22 protein-coding genes, 1 tRNA gene and 1 pseudogene are annotated in these 21,692 nt (G+C 36.2%); 22 read left to right on the top strand and 2 right to left on the bottom strand.

Annotated features, from left to right (window positions below):
- Positions 1 to 307: 307 nt before the first annotated feature.
- From BN358_RS02890 to BN358_RS02860, 7 genes are all read left to right on the top strand, one after another.
- Positions 308 to 2,011 carry a sigma-54-dependent Fis family transcriptional regulator gene (locus tag BN358_RS02890; RefSeq protein ID WP_019227828.1) on the top strand — a complete coding sequence of 568 codons (1,704 nt, stop codon included), beginning with the start codon at positions 308 to 310 and terminating at the stop codon, positions 2,009 to 2,011.
- Between the two features lie 278 nt (positions 2,012 to 2,289).
- Positions 2,290 to 3,468, top strand: coding sequence for an acetyl-CoA C-acetyltransferase (locus BN358_RS02885; RefSeq protein WP_019227827.1), 1,179 nt, complete (start codon positions 2,290 to 2,292; stop codon positions 3,466 to 3,468).
- 11 nt (positions 3,469 to 3,479) lie between these two features.
- Entirely contained in the window at positions 3,480 to 4,133 is a 654-nt protein-coding gene (locus tag BN358_RS02880; RefSeq protein WP_019227826.1) for a CoA transferase subunit A, read from the top strand.
- The gene (locus tag BN358_RS02875) at positions 4,133 to 4,783 is read left to right on the top strand and encodes a 3-oxoacid CoA-transferase subunit B (protein WP_019227825.1); all 651 of its coding nucleotides are present in this window, start codon (positions 4,133 to 4,135) and stop codon (positions 4,781 to 4,783) included. Before BN358_RS02880 ends, BN358_RS02875 begins: the two co-directional genes overlap by 1 nt.
- A 14-nt stretch (positions 4,784 to 4,797) precedes the next feature.
- On the top strand, positions 4,798 to 5,559 hold the full coding sequence (locus BN358_RS02870) for a 3-hydroxybutyrate dehydrogenase (RefSeq protein ID WP_019227824.1): 762 nt from the start codon (positions 4,798 to 4,800) through the stop codon (positions 5,557 to 5,559).
- Between the two features lie 57 nt (positions 5,560 to 5,616).
- The gene (locus BN358_RS02865; RefSeq protein ID WP_019227823.1) at positions 5,617 to 6,903 is read left to right on the top strand and encodes a GntP family permease; all 1,287 of its coding nucleotides are present in this window, start codon (positions 5,617 to 5,619) and stop codon (positions 6,901 to 6,903) included.
- Between the two features lie 20 nt (positions 6,904 to 6,923).
- On the top strand, positions 6,924 to 7,877 hold the full coding sequence (locus BN358_RS02860; protein WP_019227822.1) for a 3-hydroxyacyl-CoA dehydrogenase family protein: 954 nt from the start codon (positions 6,924 to 6,926) through the stop codon (positions 7,875 to 7,877).
- Positions 7,878 to 7,979: 102 nt separating this feature from the next.
- Here BN358_RS02860 and BN358_RS02855 read toward each other — a convergent pair whose 3' ends face one another.
- Entirely contained in the window at positions 7,980 to 8,180 is a 201-nt protein-coding gene (locus tag BN358_RS02855) for a hypothetical protein (RefSeq protein ID WP_019227821.1), read from the bottom strand.
- A 387-nt stretch (positions 8,181 to 8,567) separates the two neighbouring features.
- Positions 8,568 to 9,659 (bottom strand): redox-regulated ATPase YchF, encoded by a 1,092-nt coding sequence (gene ychF, locus BN358_RS02850; RefSeq protein ID WP_019227820.1) that lies wholly within the window; start codon positions 9,657 to 9,659, stop codon positions 8,568 to 8,570.
- A gap of 225 nt (positions 9,660 to 9,884) precedes the next feature.
- Here ychF and BN358_RS02845 point away from each other — a divergent pair, with 225 nt between their 5' ends.
- The 15 genes and pseudogenes from BN358_RS02845 (at position 9,885) to BN358_RS02785 (ending at position 21,587) form a co-directional block, all read left to right on the top strand.
- Positions 9,885 to 10,565, top strand: a complete 681-nt coding sequence (locus BN358_RS02845; RefSeq protein ID WP_019227819.1) for a single-stranded DNA-binding protein — start codon at positions 9,885 to 9,887, stop codon at positions 10,563 to 10,565.
- 173 nt (positions 10,566 to 10,738) lie between these two features.
- Positions 10,739 to 12,912, top strand: a pseudogene (locus BN358_RS02840) (DNA topoisomerase III).
- Positions 12,913 to 12,935: 23 nt separating this feature from the next.
- Positions 12,936 to 13,583, top strand: a complete 648-nt coding sequence (locus BN358_RS02835) for a hypothetical protein (protein WP_019227817.1) — start codon at positions 12,936 to 12,938, stop codon at positions 13,581 to 13,583.
- Between the two features lie 13 nt (positions 13,584 to 13,596).
- Positions 13,597 to 14,232, top strand: coding sequence for a M48 family metallopeptidase (locus BN358_RS02830; RefSeq protein WP_019227816.1), 636 nt, complete (start codon positions 13,597 to 13,599; stop codon positions 14,230 to 14,232).
- A 9-nt stretch (positions 14,233 to 14,241) separates the two neighbouring features.
- Positions 14,242 to 15,114: a DNA-3-methyladenine glycosylase gene (locus BN358_RS02825; protein WP_019227815.1), complete on the top strand. Its 873-nt coding sequence runs from the start codon at positions 14,242 to 14,244 to the stop codon at positions 15,112 to 15,114.
- A gap of 36 nt (positions 15,115 to 15,150) precedes the next feature.
- Positions 15,151 to 15,227: transfer RNA gene (locus BN358_RS02820), tRNA-Pro, on the top strand.
- Between the two features lie 29 nt (positions 15,228 to 15,256).
- Positions 15,257 to 15,772 carry a transcription repressor NadR gene (locus BN358_RS02815; protein WP_019227814.1) on the top strand — a complete coding sequence of 172 codons (516 nt, stop codon included), beginning with the start codon at positions 15,257 to 15,259 and terminating at the stop codon, positions 15,770 to 15,772.
- A 95-nt stretch (positions 15,773 to 15,867) separates the two neighbouring features.
- On the top strand, positions 15,868 to 16,434 hold the full coding sequence (locus tag BN358_RS02810; protein WP_019227813.1) for a hypothetical protein: 567 nt from the start codon (positions 15,868 to 15,870) through the stop codon (positions 16,432 to 16,434).
- Positions 16,435 to 16,625: 191 nt separating this feature from the next.
- On the top strand, positions 16,626 to 16,892 hold the full coding sequence (locus BN358_RS02805) for a DUF2007 domain-containing protein (protein ID WP_019227811.1): 267 nt from the start codon (positions 16,626 to 16,628) through the stop codon (positions 16,890 to 16,892).
- 66 nt (positions 16,893 to 16,958) lie between these two features.
- A complete protein-coding gene (locus BN358_RS25945) occupies positions 16,959 to 17,132 on the top strand; it encodes a CPC_1213 family protein (protein WP_019227810.1) in 174 nt (57 codons plus the stop codon).
- Between the two features lie 141 nt (positions 17,133 to 17,273).
- A complete protein-coding gene (locus BN358_RS02800; protein WP_019227809.1) occupies positions 17,274 to 17,822 on the top strand; it encodes an XRE family transcriptional regulator in 549 nt (182 codons plus the stop codon).
- A gap of 14 nt (positions 17,823 to 17,836) precedes the next feature.
- Positions 17,837 to 18,010: a hypothetical protein gene (locus tag BN358_RS25940; RefSeq protein WP_019227808.1), complete on the top strand. Its 174-nt coding sequence runs from the start codon at positions 17,837 to 17,839 to the stop codon at positions 18,008 to 18,010.
- A gap of 84 nt (positions 18,011 to 18,094) precedes the next feature.
- Entirely contained in the window at positions 18,095 to 18,991 is an 897-nt protein-coding gene (locus BN358_RS02795) for a restriction endonuclease (RefSeq protein WP_019227807.1), read from the top strand.
- Between the two features lie 94 nt (positions 18,992 to 19,085).
- Positions 19,086 to 19,661 (top strand): phosphate propanoyltransferase, encoded by a 576-nt coding sequence (pduL, locus tag BN358_RS02790; RefSeq protein ID WP_019227806.1) that lies wholly within the window; start codon positions 19,086 to 19,088, stop codon positions 19,659 to 19,661.
- Positions 19,662 to 19,793: 132 nt separating this feature from the next.
- Positions 19,794 to 21,587: a YgiQ family radical SAM protein gene (locus tag BN358_RS02785; protein ID WP_019227805.1), complete on the top strand. Its 1,794-nt coding sequence runs from the start codon at positions 19,794 to 19,796 to the stop codon at positions 21,585 to 21,587.
- Positions 21,588 to 21,692: the final 105 nt, after the last annotated feature.

Here is a 21,692-nt window from a genome sequence, read left to right as displayed (position 1 = left end):
ACATCAATGAAAATGCCTTCAATAGTAATGAAGGCATTTTTCTGTATGTTTGAGATTTCCAGGTGGAACCACTTTAGGATCTACTTATTCAAATATTATCATTTTTTTTTAATTTAAAGAAAACTCATATTCATAAAGTTATGGTGAGATTGATACCATTCCAACATAAATTTAAATGTAAAATCTACGTAAAATAATTACAAAAAATATTTAATTTTTACAGTGACAATGTTTTCATGTAATTATATAATTATTATGGGATATTTAATGAAAAAGTTAATAAACAGCATGTGAAGGGTGGTGGAATATGACTGGTTTCAATGACTTTAACAAGATGTTGGACTTATTTAGCGATGGAATAATAATTACTGATAGCAAAAGTAATTTTATTGTTAACCGGCAATTTAAGAAATTATTCAACCTTGAAAGCGAAGGACCGGATGATGTAAAAAATATTTTAAAAATGTATGGTTTGTCGGGGGTACTTAAAACAGAGGATGTTTCTGTTAAGGAAATTGCTGTAGGGTTGAAAAAAATATCTGTAGAATCTTTCAACCAATGCAATGGTGATGAAAGATATATGTTGACTGTTTTAAAGGAAATCATGGACAATGATGTGGACAGGACTGAAATTGAGGAACTAAGGCAAAGCCTCGGCGTAATGAAAGACATTCTTGACAATGCCTATCAAGGTATTGTGCTTGTCAATGAGGATGCCAAGATTATAAAATGGAACTATGAAAAGCTTTTTGGAATAAAGGAAGAAGATGTTCTCGGCAAATCAGTGGAGGATGTTATTGAAAATACAAGGCTTCACATGGTTGTCAAAACAGGAAATAAAGAATTGTACGACATACAAAGAATTCAGGGCCATGATATGATTGCCAGCAGAACTCCAATCATAAAGGACGGTCATATAATAGGAGCAGTTGGAACCGTGCTGTTCAAAGATGTTAAGGAAGTTAAAGATCTGGCAAGAAAAATCAAGGTTCTGGAAAACACTGTAAACATATACAAAAGTGAAATTGGAAAAATGTATTGTGCCAACTACACGTTTGACCATATAATAGGGCAGAGTCCCAAAATGCTAAAAATCAAGGAAATAGCCATAAAGGCTGCCAACTCTTCTTCGACAATTCTCATTGAAGGTGAAAGCGGAACTGGCAAGGAATATTTTGCCCATGCAATACATGATGCAAGCTTCAGAAGAAAAGCACCATTTGTGCGCATTAACTGTGCTGCAATTCCTCACGAACTATTGGAATCTGAATTGTTCGGTTATGAAGAAGGCTCCTTTACCGGAGCAAAGAAGGAAGGTAAAATTGGGAAGTTTGAACTGGCCAACGGCGGAACAGTCCTTTTGGATGAAATAAGCTCCATGCCATTCAACATGCAGGCAAAATTGCTGAGGGTTCTTGAAGAAAGGGAATTTGAGAGAATTGGCGGTCATACAGCAATAAGGCTGGACATTAAGGTCATAGCGTGCACAAATGAAAAACTAAATCAACTTGTTGAAAAGGGGCTTTTCAGGCACGACTTATATTTCAGACTAAATGTTGTGGAAATTGAAATACCTCCCCTTAAAGAAAGGCTGGAAGACCTTGAGCTTTTATGCGAAGACATATTAAACAGACAACTTCAGTCTGTTGGACTTGAGCCAAAAAAATTAACAGAAAAATCGTTGCTTGCATTAAAACTATACAACTGGCCAGGAAACGTGAGAGAGCTTAGAAATGTTCTGGAAAGGGCAGCAAACATGTCAACAAATGTTTATATTGATTTAAACAATCTGCCGGACCACATAAGCAGTATGATTATGAGTGAGGAAGAAGTTACTGACAAGAAGCAGCTTAAAGACAAGGTTGCAGAAATGGAAATAGACACAATTGTCAATGCCATAAAGATGTCAAACGGCAGCAGGACAGAAGCTGCCAAAAAGCTTGGTATACACCGTACGGCTTTGTACAAAAAATTATCATCCTATGGAATTGACATTAAAGGAATAGTGTAGAACAATTTCTACACTGAAAATATTCGTAGAATTTTTTCTACAGTGAAGTTTTGTTCTGATAAAAGAATAATTTGCTGATTATATTGAAATGGAAAATTATATGTAGACATGTGTCTACATTTTTTTTTTGCTCTCATTTTTAATTTAAATGACCATGATGAAAAACGTTTGAATTTCAACAGATAAATTATTTATTAAAATACAACTCATTTGGCACAATGTTTGCTTTAACAATAGCAGGTAAATTAAATTTAAATATGAACAAAAAGGAGGAAAACATGAAAGAGGTTGTAATTGTAAGTGCAGTGAGAACAGCCATTGGAAGTTTCGGAGGATGCTTCAAAGATGTTCCTGCTGTAAAGCTTGGAGCTGCTGTTGCAAAAGAAGCACTTGGTCGGGTAAACGTTAAACCAGAAATGGTAGACGAAGTAATTTTTGGAAATGTTCTTCAGGCAGGTATTGGACAAAACCTAGCAAGACAAGTTTCCGTGGCGGCAGGCATTCCTTTTGAGGTGCCTTCAATGACAATTAACAAAGTTTGCGGTTCCGGTCTAAAGACTGTTGAACTGGCAGCTCAGGCCATAATGCTTGGTGAAGCGGATATAGTTCTGGCAGGCGGAGCAGAAAACATGAGCATGGCTCCTTACATACTTCCTAAGGCAAGATGGGGATACAGAATGGGGGATGGTTCTGTTGTGGACACAATGGTAAGTGACGGATTAACTGACATTTTCAATAACTATCACATGGGAATAACCGCAGAAAATATAGCAGAACAATGGAACATTACAAGAAAAGACCAGGATGAATTTTCACTTAGAAGCCAGAACAGAGCAGAAAAGGCAATAAAAGAAGGCAGATTCAAGGATGAAATTGTTCCTGTTGAAATTCCTCAAAGAAAAGGTGACCCGATTGTAATAGATACTGATGAATTTCCAAGGTTTGGTGCTACTATAGAAAGTTTTGAAAAATTAAAACCAGCGTTTAAGAAGGATGGCACTGTTACTGCAGGTTCATCTTCAGGCATAAATGACGGAGCTGCTGCAGTCCTTCTCATGTCTAAGGAAAAGGCTGAAGAGCTGGGCATAAAAATTATGGCAACAATTGTTTCCTACGCATCCGCAGGTGTTGATCCAAAAATAATGGGATACGGTCCGGTGCCTGCATCAAGAAAGGCATTAGCAAGGGCAAACATGAACATTGAAGATATTGACCTTGTGGAAGCAAATGAAGCTTTTGCAGCTCAGTCACTGGCAGTTGTAAGAGACCTTCCGCTTGACCCTGAAAAAACAAATGTCAACGGAGGAGCTATTGCCCTGGGACACCCAATTGGATGCTCTGGAACAAGAATTCTTGTTTCACTGATTCATGAAATGATTAAAAGAGATGTAAACACTGGCCTTGCAACACTTTGCATCGGCGGAGGGCAGGGAACTGCATTAATAATAAAAAGATAGGAGGAAAAAATTTGAACAAGCTGATTTCTGTAGAAGAAGCTGTGAACATGATTCAAGACGGAATGACAATAATGGTCGGCGGATTTCTTGGATGCAGAAACCCATATGTATTGGTTGATGCACTGGTTGCCAAGGGAGTAAAAGATATTACGCTCATAGCAAACGACACGTCATTTCCTGAAGTAGGAATAGGAAAACTCATTGTAAACAAGCAGGTTAAAAAATTGATTGCCTCTCACATAGGGACAAACAAGGAAACAGGCAATCAGATGAATTCCGGAGAACTTGAAGTAGAACTTGTTCCTCAGGGAACGCTGGCTGAAAGAATAAGGGCTGCAGGAGCAGGACTGGGTGGAATATTAACGCCTACAGGACTTGGAACTGTTGTGGCAGAAGGAAAGGACATAATCACAGTTGATGGCAGGGAATTTTTGCTGGAAAAACCTCTTAAGGCTGATATAGCATTGATTGTTGGAGCAAAGGTTGATAAAAAGGGCAATGTGAGATACAAGAAGGCAACAAGAAACTTTAATCCATTAATGGCCACAGCAGCTAACATAGTGATTGTTGAAGCAGATGAAATTGTTGAGGTTGGTGAAATTGATCCTGATGACGTAATGACTCCGGGAATTTTCGTAAATTACATAGTGGGAGGTAATGCGTGATGGATGAAAAAGAATATATAGCAAGAAGAGTTGCAAAGGAACTCCATGACGGAGATGTGGTTAATCTTGGAATAGGTCTTCCTACAATGGTGGCAAACTTCATTCCTGAAGACATTGAAATTACACTTCAGTCAGAAAATGGATTTCTCGGAATGGGACCAGCTCCTGAAAAGGGAGATGAAGATCCGTACCTGGTTAATGCGGGTGGCATACACGTTACAATCAATCCCGGCGGAGTGTTTTTTGACAGTGCGGAATCATTCCTCATAATAAGAGGCGGGCATGTAAATGCAACAGTTCTTGGAGCCCTTGAAGTTGATGAAAAAGGAAACCTGGCAAACTGGATGGTTCCGGGCAAAATGGTTCCGGGCATGGGCGGAGCAATGGACCTGGTAACTGGAGCAAAAAAAGTCATTGTTGCTATGAATCACACAGCAAAAGGGAATCACAAAATTTTGAAACAATGCACGCTTCCTTTGACTGCTGTTAATGCTGTTGACCTGATTATAACTGAAATGGGAGTTATGGAAGTTACAGACAAGGGAATTGTTCTGAAGGAAATTAATCGTGAATTCACTGTGGAACAGGTTCAGGCTGCAACAGGTGCTACACTTATAATATCAGAAGACCTAAAACCAATTGAAATGTAATTATGGAGGGAAAAATGTTAGAAAATAAAGTTTGTATAGTTACAGGAGCTGCCAGTGGCATAGGACTTGCCATAGCTGAAACATTTGCAAAGGATGGAGCCAAAGTCATAATGGCTGACATCAATGAAGAAAAACTTAAGGAAGAAGCCGAAAGAATTGGCGGAGATTATTTCAAGACTGATTTAAGCAAAAGAGAAGACTGCAAGGGACTGGTTGATTTTACTGTTGAAAAATATTCAAAAGTTGATGTTCTTGTTAATGTGGCAGGCATTCAGACTGTATGCCCCATAGAAGAATTTCCGGAAGACAAATGGGATTTCATGATGGATTTGATGCTTACAGCTCCATTTTTGCTTACAAAATATGTATGGCCCACTATGAAGCTTCAGGGATGGGGAAGAATATTAAATCTTAATTCAATTCACGGATTGGTTGCTTCAGAATTCAAGGTAGCTTATGTTTCGGCAAAACATGGTCTTGGAGGACTCACAAAGGTAGCAGCATTGGAAGGAGCGAAATACGGCATAACTGTAAATTCAATTTGTCCTTCTTATGTAAGAACTCCGTTAGTTGACAAACAAATTGCAGATCAGGCAAAGACTCACGGAATTCCTGAAGAAAAAGTGATTTCTGACATAATGCTTCAGAAGGCTGCAGTTAAAAAACTTCTTGAACCAAATGACGTAGGTGAAGTGGCAAAATTCCTGTGTTCAGATACAGGTTCTTACATCACCGGAACAATGTTCACAATAGATTGCGGGTGGACCTGCGCTTAAACCAAAGGAGTGCAGCAGTCTAGCTGCACTCCTAAAAAATAAAAAGGAGGATAATATATGTTTGGTATCATTTTAGGATTAGTACTATTGATGTTTTTAGCTTACAGAGGTTATTCAATATTGTGGGTTGCTCCCGTATGTGCTCTTGTTGTTGGACTTACAGGAGGGCTGGATCTTTTGGGAATGTACAAAGATACATACATGACAGGTCTTGCAGGATACGTTAAATCCTGGTTCCCTGTATTCATGCTTGGAGCAATTTTCGGACACTTGATGGATTATACAGGTGCGGCTAAATCCATAGCTCACTGGCTCACTAAGACTCTTGGACCTAAAAGAGCAATTGTAGGCGTCGTTGTAGGGTGCGGAGTACTTACATATGGAGGAATAAGCTTGTTTGTTGTTGTATTTGCTATGTATCCTCTTGCTCTTGAACTTTTCAGGGAAGCAAACATAACAAGAAAACTCATTCCCGGCGCAATAGCACTTGGATCATTTACATTCACAATGACAGCAATCCCAGGAACTCCTCAGATTCAAAACATAATTCCTACAAATTATTACGGAACAACTCCAACAGCAGCTCCAATAATGGGTATTGTGGCAGCAGCTCTCATGTTCATACTTGGAGTTATGTGGCTGCAGTACAGAGAAAGAAAGTTCACGGCTGCAGGAGAAGTGTTTACTGAACCTAAAAACAAGGAAGCTGTGGAAGTGGATTACAACAGCCTGCCAAATCCATTTTTATCATTCCTTCCATTGATTACAGTTATAGTTACAATGAACTTTTTTGACTGGGACATTATTCTTGCATTGTTAAGCGGAATAGTATTGTCCATGTTAATAAGCTTCAACAAATACCAGGGCTTTACAAAATCCATCAGCAACGGTGCAGTTGGCTCAATAACAGCTATATTAAATACAGCTGCAGCAGTTGGCTTCGGTACAGTTGTAAAAGCAGTTCCTGGATTTGCAACATTGACAGGAATACTCCTCAATGTTCCGGGAACTCCTCTTATTTCAGAAGCAATTGCAGTAAACCTTTTGGCAGGAGCTACAGGTTCAGCTTCAGGCGGTATGAGTATAGCTTTGGAAGCACTTGGAGAAAAGTACCTGGCCATAGCCATGGAAACAGGCATAAGCCCTGCAGCATTCCACAGAGTTGCATCCTTGGCATCAGGCGGTCTTGACACACTTCCTCACAACGGAGCAGTGCTCACATTGCTTGCAGTAACTGGAATGACTCATAAAGATTCATATATTGACATATGCATGACCAGTCTGATTCTTCCTGTAGTATCATCCATCCCGGCTATACTTCTGGGAAGTCTTGGAATTTACTAAAAACTGTTAGGAGGGATAATTTGAAACTTGAAGACATAAAAAAAATCGGAGTTGCCGGCGGCGGAACAATGGGCTCAGGAATAGCACAGATATTTGCACAAAACGGCTATGAGGTTGTGGTTACAGACATAGCTGAAAAATATCTGGACAACACAAAAAGAATAATATTGTTGAATCAAAAAACATTGATTGATGAAGGGCTTTTAACTGAAGAAGAAGCACAGACATCTTTAAAGAACATCAGTTATTCCACTGATAAAAACGTGTTTTCTGATGCTGACATGATAGTAGAGGCAATTATAGAAAAAATGGACATCAAGCAGGATTATTGGAAAGAAGTTGAATCAATTGCAAGACATGACTGTATTTTTGCAACCAACACTTCAGGCTTAAGCATTAACGGAATTTGCCAGAAGGTTTCTAACAAAGGAAGATTTATAGGCATGCACTGGTGGAATCCTCCTCATATAATTCCATTGATTGAGCTTGTAAAGGCTGATGAAACAACAGAAGAAACAGTGAACTTATTAAAAGAACTTGTTTCGAAAATTGGAAAAGAGTCTGTGGTTGTTTTAAAGGATGTAAATGGCTTTATAGGAAACAGAATTCAGTTTGCAGTTTACAGAGAAGCATTAAAAATAGTTGAAGATGGCATTGCAACAGTTGAAGATGTGGATAAGGCTATGAAGTATGGACCGGGGTTCAGATATCCGGTGCTTGGACCTTTTGAAACAGCAGATCTTGGAGGGTTGGATACTTTCTATTACATTTCAAGTTATTTGTTCAATGAATTAAGTGATGAAAAAAGGCCGACAAAGCTGCAGCAAAATCTAATGGACAATCAGATGCTGGGTGTTAAATCCGGCAGAGGGTGGTACGATTATTCTGACGGAAAAGGCGAAGAAGCAATGTCTAGAAGAGACAAAAACTTTTACAAGATGCTTAAACATATTCACAAGGAAAAACAAAATTAAGGCTATGTTAATATGCGTTCATAGAGTGACAGCTCATGATACGCAGTAAAAAGAGATTTTGGGGAAGCGGCTCATGTCATGGGCCGCTTCCAGCTCGTTATGCTAGTTTTTGCTTTCACTTTTTTCAGTGCTGGTATTATTGCTCTTTTTCTTAAATATAAATTGGTCTAACATTATGCCCAGTCCAATACCAATAGCTACAAGGAAAAAAGTTGCAGGACCTTGAATTTCTGAGCTTATAAACGGAGCTCCAAAAAAAGCTGTTAATCCCAGAAGCACAGGCAGTATTGCTTTTTTAATCATTTCAGTCACCTCCTTCCGTTAAGATATTTCTTATTGTGGGATAGACAAAAAAATAGACAGCCAAAAGTTAATGGTTATCCATATGAGGGCAGTCAATATTAAGCAATAAAATAAGATAACCACAAATGGCTATCCACCCTGATAGTCTAATCTCATATAAGAACATCATATCCAAAAGGACTTAGATGGCTTACTCCGCACATGCGGTTTTCACCGTATGGCTTTGACCGAACAATATTGAAATTGTTGTTACCATAAGTATACTATTGAAAAATCAAAATGTCAATCGTTTTCTCGGCAAATGTCCCATTCAGTATTTGTTGTCTACAAAATATGTTCAATTTATACAAAAAACCTTCCTGAGAAATTGCTCAAGAAGGTTTTATTCTATACGTTAAATCTGAACAACACTATGTCGCCGTCTTCCATGACATATTCCTTGCCTTCAAGACGCATAAGTCCTTTTTCTTTTGCAGCAAGCATAGATCCGCATTCTACAACATCCTTGTACGATGTTACTTCAGCACGAATAAATCCTCTTTCAATGTCTGAGTGGATTTTTCCGGCTGCCTGTGGAGCTTTAGTTCCCTTAATAATTGTCCATGCCTTTGATTCCATTGGTCCGGTTGTAAAAAAGCTTATGAGTCCCAAAAGGTGGTAGCTTGTTCTTATAAGCTTGTCGAGGCCTGATTCGTTAAGCCCCATTTCCTGAAGAAATTCTTTCTTTTCTTCATCGTCAAGCACTGAAATTTCTTCTTCTATTTTTCCGCAAACTGTAATTACCTCTGAATTGTCCTGTGCTGCATGTTTTTTAACTTCGTCCACATACGCGTTGCCTGTTGGATCATCTAAATATTTTTCGTCCACATTTGCTGCATAAAGAACCGGTTTTGCAGTGATGAGGTTAAATGTCTTAAGAAGTTTTTCTTCTTCATCAGTGTATTCCAAAAATCTTGCCTGCTGTTCATTTTCAAGCGCCTGTACAATTCTTTGAACCAGTTCATATTCAGGAATCAACGACTTGTCATTTTTAACTACCTTTGAGAGTCTTTCAAGTCTTTTGCTCATTACTTCAAGATCTGCAAGAACAAGCTCAAGTTCAATTATTTCTATGTCTCGTTTTGGATCAACAGATGATTCCACATGAATTACATTTTCATCATCAAAGCATCTTACAACGTGTACAACTGCTTCAACTTCTCTTATGTGAGAAAGAAACTTGTTTCCAAGACCTTCTCCCTTGCTTGCTCCTTTTACCAAACCGGCAATGTCAAAAAATTCTATAACTGCAGGAATTGTTTTTCCCGAGTTGCTCATTTTTGTTAAAAATTCCAATCTTTTATCGGGAACTTCCACAACACCTATATTCGGTTCAATTGTACAAAACGGATAATTTGCAGATTCTGCTCCTGCTGAAGTGATTGCATTGAACAATGTACTTTTTCCTACATTTGGAAGTCCTACTATACCTAATTTCATATTATCGTCCTTTCATTTCCATACATTATATATTAAATAATATGTCAAATTATTATATATCATAAGAAATCAAACTTCAACACATTTCTGTTTTAAGGTCCGTTAATAATATTACAGTAGCAATGATAATTTTGCTTTTTATATATTTTTGCAATTTGAAAGAATATATTGTATTTCATTGAATATTATGAAATATACAAGATAAATTATAGGGGGAAGAAGTTAATGAATGATAAACAGATGCAGTCAAATTATATAAGGATTGTCGGCAAAATAAACAGCAATTTGGAATTCAGCCATGAAGTGTTTGGAGAAAAGTTTTACGAATTTTATCTGGAGGTACCAAGGTTAAGCGACACAAAGGATTTGCTGCCTGTTATAATATCTGAGAGAATCATCAATGATATTAATATGGATATTGGCAATTATATAGTAATAGATGGTCAGTTCAGATCCTATAATCGTTATGAAGACACAAGCAACAAGCTTTTACTGAGAGTATTTGTAAGAGACATATTTGTTCCGGATGAAATTGAGCTTGAAGAAATGAAGAAACATCCAAATGAAGTATTCTTAAATGGATTTTTGTGCAAGGAAACTAAATTCAGAACCACCCCTTTCGGAAGGGAAATAACAGACATGCTCATAGCTGTAAACCGTTCCTACAATAAATCTGACTACATTCCTTGCATAGCCTGGGGGAGAAATGCAAGGTACTGCGAAAAATTAGAAGTTGGAGACCATGTGAAGCTCTGGGGAAGAATTCAAAGCAGAAAGTATCAGAAAAAAAGCGACAGTGAATCTTATGAAACAAAGACAGCATATGAGGTGTCTGTTACAAAGCTGGAACACATTAAGACTGAAAATAACAGAAAAAGAGAAGATGAACCTTTCGAGCTGGAATAAAGAGCCGAAAGGTTTCTTTTTTTATGCCCTGACCCCATTTGGACAAAATTGTATTGAAGCTGCCATATTTTAAGAGAAAATCTTAATGTTTATGATTGCTCTATGATAAAAATATTTTTAATTTCAATTATAATGTGATACAATATTACAAACATTAGAAAAGGAATAAAGATATGATATTAGTTTTAGCAGAAAAACCTTCCGTAGGGAAGGATATAGGAAAAGTTCTCAACTGCAGCAAGTCCGGAAACGGATTTGTTGAAGGAAACAAATATATTGTAACATGGGCACTGGGACATCTGGTTACTCTGGCTGATCCTGAAAGCTACAATCAAAAATACACCCGCTGGGAAATGGAAGACCTTCCAATAATTCCAAAGGAAATGAAAACTGAAGTAATCAAAAAAACAAGAGCCCAATATATGACTGTAAAAAACCTTCTTTTAAGAAAAGATGTGACTGAAATTGTAATTGCAACAGATGCAGGAAGAGAAGGGGAGCTTGTTGCAAGGTGGATAATAAACAAGGCAGAGTAAAAAAACCCATGAAAAGGCTTTGGATTTCTTCTGTTACTGACAAGGCAATCCTTGAGGGATTCAGCAAATTAAAAGATGCTTCTTATTATGAAAATCTTTACTCTTCAGCAGTGGCAAGGTCTGAGGCTGACTGGATTGTAGGAATAAACGCTACAAGAGCACTAACTTCAAAGCACAATGCCCAGCTTTCGTGCGGCAGGGTTCAAACACCAACCATAGCAATGATTGCAGCGCTGGAAGATGAAATTAGAAACTTCAAGCCTGATTATTTTTATGGAATTGAAGCATTAGCCAAAGGTGTAAAATTCATATGGCATGATAAAAATAATGATACAAGGTCCTTTAACAGAGAAAAAATTGAGAACACAATAAGCACTTTAAAATCAAAAAGTCTATTGGTTACAAATGTTTCAAGAAATAAATCTTTTACCGTTGCGCCTGCTCTTTATGATCTTACAGAGCTTCAAAGAGATGCAAACAACATTTATGGTTATTCTGCAAAAGAAACATTGTCTGCAATGCAAATCTTGTATGAGCGCCACAAAGTTTTGACGTATCCAAGGACTGATTCAAGATATATTTCAGATGACATTGTGGAAACATTGAAAGACAGGGTAAAGGCCTGCAGTGTGGGACCCTATGCAAAAATAGGCTTTAAAATAAGCTCACAGCCCATAAAGGGGAACAAAAGTTTTGTTAACAACTCAAAGGTTTCTGATCACCACGCCATAATACCAACTGAACAAACCGTATTTTTAGGAAATTTATCAGATAAGGAAAGAAAAATTTACGACCTTGTTGTGAAAAGATTTCTGGCTGTATTGTCAAAACCTTTTGAATTTGAAAAAATAGTTGTGTCAGGTAAAATAGGTTCAGAAGAATTTTCAGCCAAGGGAAGAGTTACATTGTCCATGGGCTGGAAGGAAGTTTACGGCAATTATGAAGACGAAGAAATACTTGATGACATGGGAAGTGATGCATTAAGTGAATTCATTAATGGTAAGGAATTAAACGTATCAAAGATTTCCATGACCACAGGTGAAACGAAGCCTCCTGCAAGATTTACGGAAGCAAGTCTACTGTCTGCCATGGAAAATCCTGTGAAGTTCATGAAAAACGCCGACAAGGATCTTAAAAAAACCATCGGTGAAACCGGAGGACTTGGAACAGTTGCAACAAGAGCAGACATTATTGACAAGCTGTTTAACAGTTTTGTTATTGAAAAAAAAGATAAATTCATATACACCACATCAAAGGGAAGACAGCTTCTTGAATTGTCTCCTGCAGATTTGAAATCTCCTGTATTAACGGCAAAGTGGGAACAAAGATTAAATGAAATTGCTCAGGGACAGCTTAAAAAAGATAATTTTCTTAACGACATGAAGGAATACACACGCATTATAATTAAGGAAATCAAAACAAGCGATAAAAAGTATGTACATGACAATGAAACAAAATCAAAGTGTCCTGACTGCGGCAGCTACCTTCTTGAAGTTAACGGTAAAAAAGGCACAATGCTTGTATGTCAGAACAGGGAATGTGGCTACAAAAAAGGTATTGCACAGACAACAAACGCAAGATGTCCAAACTGTCATAAGAAACTAGAATTAAGAGGTGAAGGGGAAGGCAAGATTTTTGTATGCAAATGCGGATACAGAGAAAAACTGTCAGCCTGGAACAAGAGAAAGGAAACTGAAACAACGGCCATATCAAAAAAAGAAGCTTCAAAATTTTTGTCAAGACAGGATAACAAGAAGGAAGAAAATATCAACACTGCATTAGCTGATGCCTTAGCTAAATTAAAGCTTTAGAATATAAAATTTAAGGAGATACCATGGAATATGTAGTTTTTTTTATGATATTGTTTTTATCGGCAATATTTTTAAAATCAAAAAAGCAAATTGATCAGATAAATAAATTAAACAATCTGCTGTTTATAAAAAAAGACCCGGGAAGCTATGTTAAGGCCCTTGACAGAATATTGGAAAGAAAACAAAGCCCTAAAAACATAATTATCAATGTACTGCAGAAAACAACAGGTTTGTTCTATATGGGTAAATTTGATGAAGTTATAAATATTCTTACAAATGATTTGAAAAATGTGCCTAAAAACTGGGAACCCATTTACAATCAGAATTTGATTTTAAGTTTATATTTTAAGGGTGAAAATCAGAAAGCCCATGAAAATATGAAAAAAGCTAAATCAATGTTTGAAGAGTTTAAAAATAATAATTATTACACTGAAATGATTGAAATTGTATATGCTGTTTCTGATTATTTCAACGGTAAGAAGAACAAAAACTATTTTTCGGAGCTTTGTAAAAATGGAGCAAATGACTATAGAAAAGCCATGGGACATTATTTTCTGGGCCTCATATTCAAATCAGAGAACAACAAGGGTGAATCAGTTGCACAGTTTAATTTAGCAGCTGAATTAGGCAATGGTAGCTTCTTAGAAGAGCTTTCAAGAAAAAATAGTTAATAAGGAGAAAAAAATGTATTTTCCACTGATCATAATTGTTATAATTTTGTATTTTGCATATAAAAGGCATGTGTTGTACAAACAGGCAGAATTTTTTAACAAGCTTCTTTATATTGACAAGAATCCTGAAAGATATGTTGATGAAACTGATGAATTGCTTTTGAAAATGCAATCAGAAAGAGAAAGAAACATAAATCTCATACAAAAGTCAACAGGATTGTTTTACTCCGGGATGTTTGATGAGGCAATAAATATTCTTGAACAAAAAGTTGAAAAAATTCCTTCAAACTGGCAAGCATTATATTATCACAACCTTATATTAAGCTTGTTTTTCTCAGGCAGAACAGATAGAGCCAATGATGTTTTGAATGAAGCAAAGGAAGCAATTGACATTTATCTAAAGAAAAATGTCAATAAGACTTCGGTTGAATTTATATATGCTGTGTATGATTTCTTTAACGGCAGAGGCAAGGATAGAGATGAATATTTCGTCAATATAACCAAAAGCAAAGCAAATGATTACAGAATTGCTCTGAGCCATTACTTTTTAAGCAAAATCTACGAAGAAGAACAAAGAATTGATGAAAGTGAAGAATATATGGATAAGGCTAGAATTTTCGGACAAGGAAGCTTTATTGAGCATTTATAGAGGTGAAAAATGAAAATTATAGAAAAAGACAACATGCTTATCATTGAAGATATAAAGGATTTCAATACAACACATATTTTTGACTGCGGACAGTGCTTCAGGTGGAACAAAGAAGAGGACGGTTCCTATACGGGGGTTGTCTCAGGAAAAGTAATAAATGTGTCACAACTAGGAACAAAAGTTATTTTTGACAATTTAACTTTAGATGATTACCATATTGTCAAAGATTATTTTGACCTTGATACTGACTACGAAAAAATTAAAGAAAAAGTTAGTACAGATGACATAATGAAAAAAGCAATTGATTTCGGCTGTGGCATAAGAATATTAAATCAAGATGAATGGGAAACCATGATATCGTTCATGATTTCTGCCAACAACAGAATTCCAATGATTAAAAAAGTTATAGAAAACTTAAGCTGCAAATTTGGAAATTTTATAACCAGCTACAGGGGAAGAGATTATTATTCTTTTCCAACTCCAGAACAGCTTGCAGAAGCACATGTTGATAAAATCATTGAATGCAAGGCAGGATTTAGGGCTCCAAGAATCAAGGAGGCTGCAGAAAGGTTTCTTAATGAAAGAGACACAATATACGATTTGAAAAATAAAAGTTACCAGGAAGGCCTAGATTATTTGAAGACATATAGCGGAATAGGGGACAAGGTTGCTAACTGCATACTTTTGTTTTCAATGAAGCAGTTTGACACATTTCCGGTTGATGTATGGGTGAGAAGAGTTATGCAGACTTTATATGTGGACAAGGATACAAGCGACAAGGAAATAAGACGCTTTGCAGAAGATAAATTCGGAGATTTTTCAGGCTATGCACAGCAGTATTTGTTCTATTATGCACGTGAATTAAATGTAGGAAAGGATTGACAAATAGCTATTATGTTATTATAATATAAATGTTGTCGGGGTGTAGCGAAGCTTGGTATCGCGCTTGGTTCGGGACCAAGAGGCCGAAGGTTCAAATCCTTTCACTCCGACCATTTTTATACCCTTTTTTAAAGGAGGAAATATGCCTTCAGAAGAAAGAAGAAAAAAAATAGAAAATACATTGAGAAACAACACTGAGCCGGTGAGCGCAACTGCTCTTGCAAAGACTTTTTCCGTAAGCCGTCAAGTCATAGTTGGAGACATTGCTCTCATGCGTGCTGCAGGAATAAAAATATCTGCTACTCCAAGAGGGTATGTCATAAATTCAGAAGCAGAAAAAAGTGACAACAATTACACCATAGCTTGCAGTCATGACGACAAAAATATGGCAGAAGAACTGTATGCAGTGGTTGATAACGGAGGAACAGTGGTAGATGTTACTGTTGAACATCCCGTGTACGGACAAATAGTGGGTGAACTTCGTATTTCTTCTCGCTACGATGTTGATTTGTTCATGGAAAAAATAAAAAGCAACCAGGCTTTGCCCCTAAGCAATCTAACAGGCGGCATTCACCTTCACACCATAAGGTGCAGGGACGAAGAAGCACTAAAAAGAATAAAGGAAGCGCTGAGAAAACAGAGCATTATTTTGGAGTAAGTATTGACAAAACATAAAACATTATTTATAATTGTGTAAACATGTGTCAAGACACCTAACAAGACACATAACATATGTTTTGGAAAGGATATAAAATGAAAAAAACTTCAAATATCTATTCAATGGTTGTATCAGCGCTTCTTTGTGCAATAGGAATAATAATACCAATTATATCCCCAATAAAAATTACTATGGAACCCGCATCATTTACTCTTGCAAGCCATGTGGCGATTTTTATAGCAATGTTTATTTCACCTTCAACAGCAGTATTTGTTTCTGTTGGAACAGCAGTTGGATTCTTGCTTGCAGGTTTTCCCATAGTAATTGTGTTTCGAGCAGCTTCCCACATTATATTTGCAGCAGCAGGGTCGCTCCTTCTTAAGAAATATCACGGTATGCTCAAGTCATTTAAATCTTCACAGCTTTTTTCTCTGGGAATTGGCTTGATACATGGACTTTCTGAAGTAGCGGTTGTTGTTCCATTTTATTTTGGAAACAGCATGAGCTCAGGATACTATGCAAAAGGATTTGTAACAAGTGTAATACTTCTTGTGGGTGTTGGAACGGTTGTCCACAGCATGATTGATTTTTACCTGGCACAGGCAATATGGAAGCCGGTTACCAAGTCAGTAAAGTTTCAAAAAGAAGCTAGTGCCAATTAAGTTGTAATAAAGTATTTATTCCCTCTTATATTTTGAGATGAAAGGATCTCGAAAGAGATCCTTGAAAGTCTCCAGTATGTTAATTAAAAGACTGATTGTTCCCCTTAGCGGAGTTGCGGAGCAACTTTTTTATATGGAAAACAAAGTAAATATGTTGTATAATGAATTAACAAATATTTCAGGAGGAATGTATGGCTGACGAATATATAAACGGCGATGATGAGGCGCTTTTGCTGACAAATTTGGACAATGTTGAAGCAGAAATAATAATTTCGAAACTTAAATCATACGGAATACCTGTGCTTAAAAAAGAAAAGGGTGCAGGAGCACTCATGGAAATCTACACAGGAGTAAATTTTTACGGAATTGATTTGTACGTTCCTGCACATGTTCTTGAAGTTGCAAGGGAACTGCTGGAATCAAGAGATTTAAATGACCATCTTGATGATGAAATTTAAATTTTGAAAAACGCATATTGAAATAAAAATCTGACATAATAATAAAAATCTTTTAAGGAGAAATTTATGACAGATAATAAAATGAAAAGTACGAGCAATAACAAAAAAGAAGACGGAAAATTCCATTCAAAACATATAAAACATGATCCACAGGCTGAAAGTGCAAGAGCTGTATTTGGGCTTAAGGATGACAATTTTCAAAATTTTTATGATTCAAGAGAAAAGAAAAACAAAGAGTAACAAACACCTGTTAAGCTACAGCTTAACAGGTGTGTTTATGTTTATTTATAATAATAAAAAGTTCTAATTTATGTTGAAATATATTGACTAATTGGCCTTATTAGAGTAATATCATTTTACAAATTCAAATCGGGGTAAAAAATGGACGGCAATAAGGTTAGAAAATTAAGAAAGCACAATGAAATGACAATAGATGAACTTGCTGAGAAGTCAGGATTTACTTCAAGTTACATATCTCAGGTGGAAAGAAACCTCATTGAGCCTTCTTTGACTGCTCTTACTAAGATTTGCAGAGTATTTGGAATCTCGCCCTATTATTTTCTGGACGAAACAGTAAGCGTAACTGTTACAAGGAAAGAAGACAGACAAAGACTTATTTATCCGGAAAAGAATCAGGAGCTTGAATTCTTGCTTCCCATAGGAAATGAGCAAAAAAACAGTATGAAATTTTCAATATTCAAAAGCTCTATTGAACCCGGAAAATGGGAAAGTGATAATTTTTTAATAATAGATTCTGATAAATGTGTAATAATAATAAAAGGAAAATTGATAGTTAATTTTGCTGATTACAATGAAATAATCGAAGAAGGCGACAGCATTTACATATGCTCGAACATTCCGCACAAATTGTTCAATCCATCAGAAGAAACAACAGAAATTATGTGCATTGCATCGCCGGGAATATATTAAAGAAAGAGGAGAAAATGGAAAAGAAATTTGAAGAAATCAAAGAAGAATTCATAAATGCCAGTCTGGATGAAAAAATTAAATTATATACTTCTGCTCAAGGGCTTACAGTTGAACAGTTCAAGGAACTGCTTGCATATTTCCCGATCAAGTATCTTGATAAGCTTGAGCAGGCTGTAAACGGAATTTAAAGAAAAACTGTCTTAGGACAGTTTTTTTATTGCAAAACAGTATATAACAAGAAAATGTGGAAATAATTACAAAGAGGTGATTTTATGATTAACGACAAGAACATGAAAAGAATTTTTGTAAAAGAAGCACTGGGAAGCAGAAAATACTTCAGCTACAGGACAGATCTGGTTTTATATAAAATATTATTAAGCATTGTTGTTCTTGCAGTTATGTTTTTCATGACAAGCGACATTTTTTTGTCTGTTCTTTTTTGTGCTGAGGTTTTTCTTATATTTACGCTCATAAATAAAATGAACGTGGAACGCATGAAAAAAGAAGGAAAAAATAAGCTTTTTACAAGAATAAAGAAAGACTACTTCAAAAGAAAACTTTCTGAAATCAATACAGCCGATTTTGAACTTTTCATAGGATATTTACTTGAAAAGGAAGGATGGAGAAATTACATAAAAAAAGGACATCATATGTATCTGGCTGAAAAAGAAGGAATTATTCATTGCATTAAAATATTTAAACTTCTTGAAGAAAATGAAGTTGAAAAAACTGATGTGCGCAGCATGATTGAATTTATGGGCCAAAACGGCATACGAACAGGTTATCTGGCAGTAACGGGCTCCATTAGCCAGGGGGCTGCCGAACTTCTTGAAAAATTCAACCACAAGGTGGACATAAAAATTCTTGATATTGATGAACTTTATGATAGAGTCGAAAAACAAAATATGCTTCCTGAAGATGAAAGATTTATGGATCAAATATGCAACGAAAAGAAAATTGCAGAAAAAGAAGAAGTGAAAAATAATGTTTTTGACAGTAAAAAAACAATTCTTTATCTGGCTGCAACAGTGTTTTTTTATTTTTCGTCAAAACTCATTCCAAACAGCATAGTTTCAAGATACATATTTTATTATTTTGTAATTTTGTCTTTGCTGAACATATTTTATAGAATTGTTCCGGGTGATAAAGAGGTAAAAAAAGTTAAATAATCAATATAATTAAAAATTATGAAATTTAGAGTTGATATTATTTCTTCAGTATATTATAATTTTTCTAGAAAAATTAAATTAACGGAGGAAAAACATGAGTTTTCAAGTAACAGTGGGTTTATCAAACAAACATGTTCATTTAAGCAAAGAACATATAAATATACTATTCGGTGAAGGACATGAACTGACACCTATCAAAGATTTAAGCCAGCCTGGGCAATTTGCATGTGATGAAAAAGTTGACCTGGTAGGTCCTAAAAGAACAATTAAAGGTGTGAGAATATTAGGACCTGCAAGAAAAGAAACACAGGTTGAAATTTCATTGTCAGATGGATTTACACTTGGATTGAAAGAAGTTCCTGTAAGAGATTCAGGAAAGACTGAAGGTACACCGGGAGTTAAGCTTGTTGGACCATGCGGAGAAGTTGAGCTTGAAAAAGGTGTTATAGCAGCTTCAAGACACATCCACATGCACACATCTGATGCAGCAAAATACGGTCTTAAAGACAAAGACATAGTCCAGGTTAAAGTAGGCGGACCAAGAGGTTTAACTTTTGACAACGTGCTTATAAGAGTTCATGACGAATATGCTTTAGACATGCACCTTGATGTAGAAGAAGGAAACGCAGCAGGACTTGTAAACGGAGATACTGTTGAAGTAATAATGTAATACATAAAACGGAAGATACAGTCTTCCGTTTATTTTTTTATTGTTCCAATAATAAGTAGCCTCCATATTTATATTGTTTTAATTAATGTTTTAATGGTATAATTAAATTATAAAAAAATTATCGGAGGATACATGGATTTTTTACCAATTAATATAGATGATATGAAGAAAAGAGGGTGGAATCAGTGCGATTTCATCTTTGTTACAGGAGATGCTTATGTTGACCATTCATCCTTTGGTTCGGCAATATTGTCGAGGCTTCTTGAGCGATACGGTTATAAAGTGGGAATAATAGCGCAGCCGGACTGGAAGAACATTGAGTCTTTCAAAGTTCTTGGAGAACCGAGACTTGGATTTCTGGTGAATTCCGGAAATATAGATTCAATGGTCAATCATTACACAACATTCAGAAAAAAAAGAAACACGGATGCCTATTCTCCCGGAGGAAAACCAAACTTGAGGCCTGACAGGGCTGTTACGGTTTACTCAAACAAAATAAGGGAAGCATACAAGCATATTCCTATTATAATAGGTGGAATTGAAGCGTCATTAAGAAGGCTTAATCATTACGATTATTGGAGCGACAGCATAAAAAGAAGCGTCTTACTTGATTCCGGAGCAGATATACTTGTTTATGGAATGGGAGAAAAATCTCTCATTCAAATAGCTGAAGCCCTTGATTCAGGAATTCCTGCTGGAGAAATTACATTCATAAATGGAACCGTATACAAGACAAAGGACAGAGAACGACCATTTGAACCTCTTTTTCTGCCTACATTTGATGAGGTGTCATCTTCAAAGGAAAAATATGCCGAAAGTTTTAAAATTCAATATGAAAATACTGATGCCATATCAGGCAAAACTCTTGTGGAACAATATGGTACGGTATATGTGGTTCAAAACCCTCCAATGGAAACTCTAACCATGGATGAGCTTGATGATGTATATGACCTGGAATACATGATGGATTGCCATCCCATTTACAAAAAAGACGGCGGAATACCTGCTCTAAAAGAAATCAAATTCAGTATAACAAGCGTAAGAGGGTGTTTCGGAGGATGTAATTTCTGCGCTCTTAATTTTCATCAGGGAAGAATCGTCCAGGCAAGAAGTCATGATTCAATACTCAAAGAAGTGGAAACAATGAAAAATGACAAGGAATTCAAGGGTTACATTCATGATGTGGGAGGACCTACAGCCAACTTTAGAATTAAGGCCTGCAAAAAGCAGGAAAAGTTGGGAGCATGCAAGGACAGGGAGTGTATGACACCTGTTAAATGCAAGAATCTTCAGGTTGACCACAGCGATTATGTCAATCTGCTTCGAAAAATCCGAAAAGTTGAAGGAATAAAAAAAGTTTTCGTAAGATCTGGCATAAGATATGACTATGCAATATATGATAATAGTGATGAGTTCATGGATGAACTTTGCAAGTACCATGTGAGCGGGCAATTAAGAACAGCTCCTGAACATGTTTCTGATTCGGTTTTGAAGCTCATGGGCAAACCTTCAATTTCCACGTACAACAAATTTGTTAAAAAATTCAACGACACCAGCAAGAAAATAAACAAGGAACAGTATATAGTTCCGTACTTTATTTCTTCACATCCGGGCTCAACTCTTAAAGATGCCATAGAACTTGCCGAATATATAAGAGATATGGGTCATATTCCGGAACAGGTGCAGGATTTTTATCCAACGCCAGGAACAATGTCAACATGTATGTACTACACTGGTATAAATCCTTTGACTAAAGAAAAAGTGCATGTTCCTAAAGATAAAGAAGAAAGACGGATGCAGCGTGCCCTATTGCAATACAACAAAAAGGAAAATTACGACATTGTGCTAAAGGCTCTTATGAAGGAAAACAGGTACGATCTAATAGGTTATGGACCTAAGGCCTTAATAAAACCGCGAAAAAATTAAGAAAACATTGGAAATATTTAAGTGTTTTTTAATAATTAGTTTATTGCAAATTTCTTTGCATTAAGTTAATATTATAATATGAACAATTAATGTAAATCAAAAGCA

The sequence above is a fragment of the Sedimentibacter sp. B4 genome, assembly GCF_000309315.1.
Taxonomy (GTDB): domain Bacteria; phylum Bacillota; class Clostridia; order Tissierellales; family Sedimentibacteraceae; genus Sedimentibacter; species Sedimentibacter saalensis.
This window is presented reverse-complemented; position numbering and strand designations above follow the sequence as displayed.

Bases quoted from the DNA above. Each gene is read 5' to 3' on its own strand.
- BN358_RS02890 (WP_019227828.1), top strand. From the start codon at position 308: ATGACTGGTTTCAATGACTTTAACAAGATGTTGGACTTATTTAGCGAT.
- BN358_RS02885 (WP_019227827.1), top strand. From the start codon at position 2,290: ATGAAAGAGGTTGTAATTGTAAGTGCAGTGAGAACAGCCATTGGAAGT.
- BN358_RS02875 (WP_019227825.1), top strand. From the start codon at position 4,133: ATGGATGAAAAAGAATATATAGCAAGAAGAGTTGCAAAGGAACTCCAT.
- BN358_RS02870 (WP_019227824.1), top strand. From the start codon at position 4,798: ATGTTAGAAAATAAAGTTTGTATAGTTACAGGAGCTGCCAGTGGCATA.
- BN358_RS02865 (WP_019227823.1), top strand. From the start codon at position 5,617: ATGTTTGGTATCATTTTAGGATTAGTACTATTGATGTTTTTAGCTTAC.
- BN358_RS02855 (WP_019227821.1), bottom strand. From the start codon at position 8,180: ATGATTAAAAAAGCAATACTGCCTGTGCTTCTGGGATTAACAGCTTTT.
- ychF (WP_019227820.1), bottom strand. From the start codon at position 9,659: ATGAAATTAGGTATAGTAGGACTTCCAAATGTAGGAAAAAGTACATTG.
- BN358_RS02845 (WP_019227819.1), top strand. From the start codon at position 9,885: ATGAATGATAAACAGATGCAGTCAAATTATATAAGGATTGTCGGCAAA.
- BN358_RS02835 (WP_019227817.1), top strand. From the start codon at position 12,936: ATGGAATATGTAGTTTTTTTTATGATATTGTTTTTATCGGCAATATTT.
- BN358_RS02830 (WP_019227816.1), top strand. From the start codon at position 13,597: ATGTATTTTCCACTGATCATAATTGTTATAATTTTGTATTTTGCATAT.
- BN358_RS02825 (WP_019227815.1), top strand. From the start codon at position 14,242: ATGAAAATTATAGAAAAAGACAACATGCTTATCATTGAAGATATAAAG.
- BN358_RS02815 (WP_019227814.1), top strand. From the start codon at position 15,257: ATGCCTTCAGAAGAAAGAAGAAAAAAAATAGAAAATACATTGAGAAAC.
- BN358_RS02810 (WP_019227813.1), top strand. From the start codon at position 15,868: ATGAAAAAAACTTCAAATATCTATTCAATGGTTGTATCAGCGCTTCTT.
- BN358_RS02805 (WP_019227811.1), top strand. From the start codon at position 16,626: ATGGCTGACGAATATATAAACGGCGATGATGAGGCGCTTTTGCTGACA.
- BN358_RS25945 (WP_019227810.1), top strand. From the start codon at position 16,959: ATGACAGATAATAAAATGAAAAGTACGAGCAATAACAAAAAAGAAGAC.
- BN358_RS02800 (WP_019227809.1), top strand. From the start codon at position 17,274: ATGGACGGCAATAAGGTTAGAAAATTAAGAAAGCACAATGAAATGACA.
- BN358_RS25940 (WP_019227808.1), top strand. From the start codon at position 17,837: ATGGAAAAGAAATTTGAAGAAATCAAAGAAGAATTCATAAATGCCAGT.
- BN358_RS02795 (WP_019227807.1), top strand. From the start codon at position 18,095: ATGATTAACGACAAGAACATGAAAAGAATTTTTGTAAAAGAAGCACTG.
- pduL (WP_019227806.1), top strand. From the start codon at position 19,086: ATGAGTTTTCAAGTAACAGTGGGTTTATCAAACAAACATGTTCATTTA.
- BN358_RS02785 (WP_019227805.1), top strand. From the start codon at position 19,794: ATGGATTTTTTACCAATTAATATAGATGATATGAAGAAAAGAGGGTGG.